This is a genomic window from Nitrospinaceae bacterium, from assembly GCA_018669005.1.
In the GTDB taxonomy this organism is placed as follows: Bacteria; UBA8248; UBA8248; order UBA8248; family UBA8248; genus UBA8248.
Genome location: JABJAL010000120.1, coordinates 1 through 4,072, shown reverse-complemented (window position 1 = coordinate 4,072; position 4,072 = coordinate 1). Strand labels below are relative to the sequence as shown.

General features: G+C 58.7%; 5 protein-coding genes and 1 pseudogene. 3 read left to right on the top strand and 3 right to left on the bottom strand.

Annotated features, from left to right (window positions below):
- From HOJ95_17880 to HOJ95_17870, 3 genes and pseudogenes are all read left to right on the top strand, one after another.
- On the top strand, positions 1 to 256 hold a 256-nt coding region (locus tag HOJ95_17880), incomplete at its 5' end, for a hypothetical protein (protein MBT6396564.1).
- A gap of 30 nt (positions 257 to 286) precedes the next feature.
- The gene (locus HOJ95_17875; GenBank protein ID MBT6396563.1) at positions 287 to 829 is read left to right on the top strand and encodes a hypothetical protein; all 543 of its coding nucleotides are present in this window, start codon (positions 287 to 289) and stop codon (positions 827 to 829) included.
- A 9-nt stretch (positions 830 to 838) separates the two neighbouring features.
- Positions 839 to 1,135: pseudogene (locus HOJ95_17870) on the top strand (hypothetical protein).
- Positions 1,136 to 1,153: 18 nt separating this feature from the next.
- Here HOJ95_17870 and HOJ95_17865 read toward each other — a convergent pair.
- From HOJ95_17865 to nadA, 3 genes are all read right to left on the bottom strand, one after another.
- A complete protein-coding gene (locus tag HOJ95_17865; protein ID MBT6396562.1) occupies positions 1,154 to 2,284 on the bottom strand; it encodes an LLM class flavin-dependent oxidoreductase in 1,131 nt (376 codons plus the stop codon).
- 152 nt (positions 2,285 to 2,436) lie between these two features.
- The gene (gene nadC, locus HOJ95_17860; protein MBT6396561.1) at positions 2,437 to 3,321 is read right to left on the bottom strand and encodes a carboxylating nicotinate-nucleotide diphosphorylase; all 885 of its coding nucleotides are present in this window, start codon (positions 3,319 to 3,321) and stop codon (positions 2,437 to 2,439) included.
- 193 nt (positions 3,322 to 3,514) lie between these two features.
- Positions 3,515 to 4,072 (bottom strand): quinolinate synthase NadA (gene nadA / locus HOJ95_17855; protein ID MBT6396560.1); only part of this gene is annotated, 558 nt, incomplete at its 5' end.

The window sequence follows — 4,072 nt, the reverse complement described above, 5'->3', positions numbered from 1 at the left end:
GATGGCCGATGAACCCATTCCCTTTAGAAGCTCAAGCACCACACCGGGCGAGCGCCTTATCGACAAACCTGAATTGCCCAAGCAGGGTTTCGCCATGCATCTTGTGGCCGACACCGAAACGATTCCGGGCGAGCTTCAGCTCCGCCTCGGCAAGTTCATGGACCATGAAATCTACTCAGATGAGCCCAAACACATTGGCGGCGATGACCGCTATCCCCCCCCAATGAGCTATATCGCGATGGGGGTGGGTTTCTGACTACTCACCCAGATGGCGCGGTACGCGCACATGATGAAGATGAAGGTGGAGAGAGCTAGTTGTCAGGTGGTGTTTGATTACGTGCTAAGGGGCTCGGTTTTAAGGGGCACGGTGAACACAACCTGGGAAGGGGTCGAGACGAATCTCGAGGTCATCTCGGAGGAGCCGCCCGAGAAAATCGCCCAGCTTATCCGCAACGCCAAGGGGGGCTGTTTCGCCGAAAACATGTTTACCCAGGCGGTGCCGCTCAGGAGCAAGGCCAAACTCAACGGCGAGCCGCTATCCCTTGAAGGCACTGCCGTAGCGAAAACGCCGGCAGGGGAAGACAAACCCATTCCCTTTAGAAGCTCTAGCACCACGCCGGGTGAGCGGCTCATCGACAAGCCCGAGCTTCCCAAGCAGGGCTTCGCCATGCACCTGGTGGCCGACACCGAGACGATTCCGGGCGAGTTTCAACTCAGGCTCGGCAAGTTCATGAAACATGAAATATACGCGGACGAGGGGGCACACATCGGGGGCGAGAACCGGTATCCCCCGCCGATGAGCTACGTCACGATGGGGGTGGGTTTCTGACTACTCACCCAGATTGCGCGGTACGCGCACATGATGAAAATGAAAATCGAGCGGGCAAGCTGCCGGGTGGAATTCAACTATGTGCTTAGAGGCTCGGTTTTAAAGGGCACGGTTAATACCACCTGGGAGTGGGCCGAGACGAATCTGGAGATTATCTCAGAGGAGCCGCCCGAGAAGGTAGCCCAACTGATTAAAAACGCCAAAGGGGGCTGTTTCGCCGAAAATCTGCTCACCCAGGAGGTTCCGCTCACCAGCATCGTCAAGCTCAACGGCGAGGCGTTTTTAGTCGAGGGCGTCAACAGCTAGCGGCTGTTGACCGGGCGGCTAGACAGCGATGCGCTCGGCGTCGATTAGAGTTTCGATGCGGGGAATCAGGTCCCGCGCCACGCGTTGGCACTCTTCAAGATGCGGGTAGCCCGAAAGAATGAACTCATCGATCCCCAATCGCCAGTACTCCAAAAGCTCGTTCGCAATCTGATCGGGCGAGCCAACGAGGGCCGTCCCGCAGTTTACGCGGACGGTCGAGATGCCGTTCCACAGGTGGCGGCCGACGCGATGCTCCTCGAAGCGTTTGACCTGATCTCGCTGGCCGACCATGGCTGTGCCCGCGAAAAGAGATTGGCGCTGGGCCTCGACGTTTTTCTCGGCACGAGACAAAAGCTCATCGGTGGCCTCCCAGGCCTCACCCTCGGTGTCCCTTAATACAAGATGCGTGCGAAGGCCAAAGACCGGGGTGCGCCCGGCGGCGTCATATTGTTCGGTGGCCGAGGAGATGAATTTGGCGATGGCCTCGGTTGGGCCAATCCAGGCGAGGTAGGTATCCGCGTGGCGACCGGCGAGGCGGAGTGCGGCCGGCGAGGCGCCGCCGAGATAGAACTGGGGACCCGCTCCCACCGGGCCCGGCGAGCAATGGGCGCCGTTTAGCCGAACATGATCACCCTCGTACACCACGGGCTCGGACGAGGCCCATAGCTTTCTGATTGCCTCGATGAATTCATCGGCCCGCTCATAGCGCGTGTCGTGATCGATGTTCTCGCCCATCTTCTCGAATTCGCCCTGAATACCGCCGGGCACAATGTTGATGTCGATGCGCCCGCCACTAATCTGGCTAAGGGCGGCCGCCATCTGCGCGAACAGGCCGGGCGAGACAAAACCCGGTCGCACGGCTATAAGAAACCGGATTTTCTTTGTGACGGCGGCAAGTGCGGTGGCCGTCGTCCAGGTCTCTGCCAGGGGCTCTCCGCTGTCGAACAGCCCGTTGGCGAACCGCGTGGGTATCAGCATCGAGTAAAAACCTGCCTCCTCTGCAGCATCGGCGATGGCGCGAAGATTCTCAAAAGTAGGCGGGCGCTCGGCCTTGAGCGTGCCTATGTGCTCGCCGTCCCCGTCGATGGGAACGAACCAGCTAAAACGGGGTTCGGGCCGCTCGGCTAGCCGCTCGGCTGAAGGTGTCATGTCGTGGTCTCTCTATTTGGTAAAAAAAAACGCCTGAGGATTAAGCTCTATTTGATAACGGTATTTTAGGGGAAGATGAGACAGGAGAAAAGCGGTATTTTCATACCAAGAGCTCTTAAGAGCAGGGCCGCTGGCAGGGAACCCCGGTAAATCTACGAGGATACCCGGACAATCTTCATGTTGAAGTCGAGCGCGGGCGCCGAGCGCACGAGAGCACTCGTCGAAATATAGTCCACCCCGGTGCGGGCGATATCGCCAAGGTTGCCGCCCTTGATGCCCGAGGCCTCAAGCTCATAGCGCTTTCCCGTCTGGCGGGCCCTGCCTTGCTCCCGGGCCTGGGCCACAGCCGTGCCAAGCGTTTCGGTGTCCATGTTATCGAGCAGAATCATGTGCACCCGCCCGTCGCCCATCACCTCGCCCAACTCGCCGAGCGATTGAACCTCGATCTGAGCGTCCACCATGTAGCGCCGTCCCCAAACGGCATCAATGGCCGCCGTGATGGAGCCAGCCACTTTAATGTCGTTGTCCTTGATCATGTCGCCATCGAACATGCCAAGGCGATGGTTTTTCCCGCCCCCGGTGCGCACCCCGTATTTCTCAAAATACATGAGCCCCGGCGCGCCCTTGCGGGTGTCGAGAAGGCCCTTGAAAGTCTCGGGGAACTCGCCCGCCTCGGCGAGACGGCGCGAAGTGTTCGTGGCTATCTCCGAGATATAGGAAAGAAGGTTCAGCGCCGTGCGCTCGCACTTGAGCAGTATCTGCGCATGGCCACGTACCACGGCCAGCAAATCGCCTGGCGATGCTTCATCGCCGTCTGATTTTTCCCAACTAATTTCCACCGGCACAGGAATGTCGAGCGCGATGAGGCGGGCACACTCCTCGAACATCACGCCGATGAACGGGACACCGGCAAGGATTCCAGAAGATTTCGCCCTGATCTCGGCCTCACATACAGGATCGCCAGCCGTCTCAATCTGAAACGGGGCGCTTCCGATATCCTCAAGCAGCCATTCGCGCACTTTTGCCCTGATATCCAAGGTTGGGTTCCTTCTTTGAATTCCTTACAAAAAAAGAGCGGCGCCCTGTGGTTCCGCCGCTTGAGCACAAATACCATTTCCCCAAAGAGCAAGAGCATCCCGAAGGCTGCGTGTACCCCATCAGGTCCAACAATTATCTACGGCCACATGCTACCCCTTGGCCGCATTGTGGCTTCCATTATCCGGCCCTGGGCTAGCCGATGGAAATCATCCGCTCGATGGGAACCTTCGCCCGCTCGGCAAGCTCGGGGTCAACGGTCACTTCGTGCACCATGTCGCGAAGGGACGTGTGGAGGTTCTGCAAGGTGTTCTGCTTCATAAAACTGCACTTCGCCTCGGCGCTCGCTGGAATAAGGGTCTTTTCCGGCGCGGCCTTCGACATCGGGTAAAGATTGCCCACCTCGGTCGCCATGATGATTTCCTGCTGGGGAACCTCCTGGACCAGCTTGACCATCCCTTGCGTCGAGCGGAACTGAAGAAGGTCTTCGGGAACCTGCCCCAAATTCACCTGGGTCATGCATGCGCTCGTGCAGCCGCACTCGGGATGAATAACCACAGCCGCCTCGGGGTGGAGGCGCATCTGCTCGTTGACGTGATGCGGACGAATGGCCTCGTGGACATGACAGGCGCCCAGCATGAGCCAGAGCCTGTCGAGCGAGTGACCGTGTTTTTCGATGTATTTGGCAGCAAAGAACCCGAGAAAGACATCGGGCAGGAAAAGTATGGGTTGCTCGGGCTCTGAATTTTCAAG

Excerpts from the sequence above, each read along its gene's own strand:
- HOJ95_17865 (MBT6396562.1), bottom strand. The coding sequence starts at position 2,284 with ATGACACCTTCAGCCGAGCGGCTAGCCGAGCGGCCCGAACCCCGTTTT.
- HOJ95_17875 (MBT6396563.1), top strand. The coding sequence starts at position 287 with ATGATGAAGATGAAGGTGGAGAGAGCTAGTTGTCAGGTGGTGTTTGAT.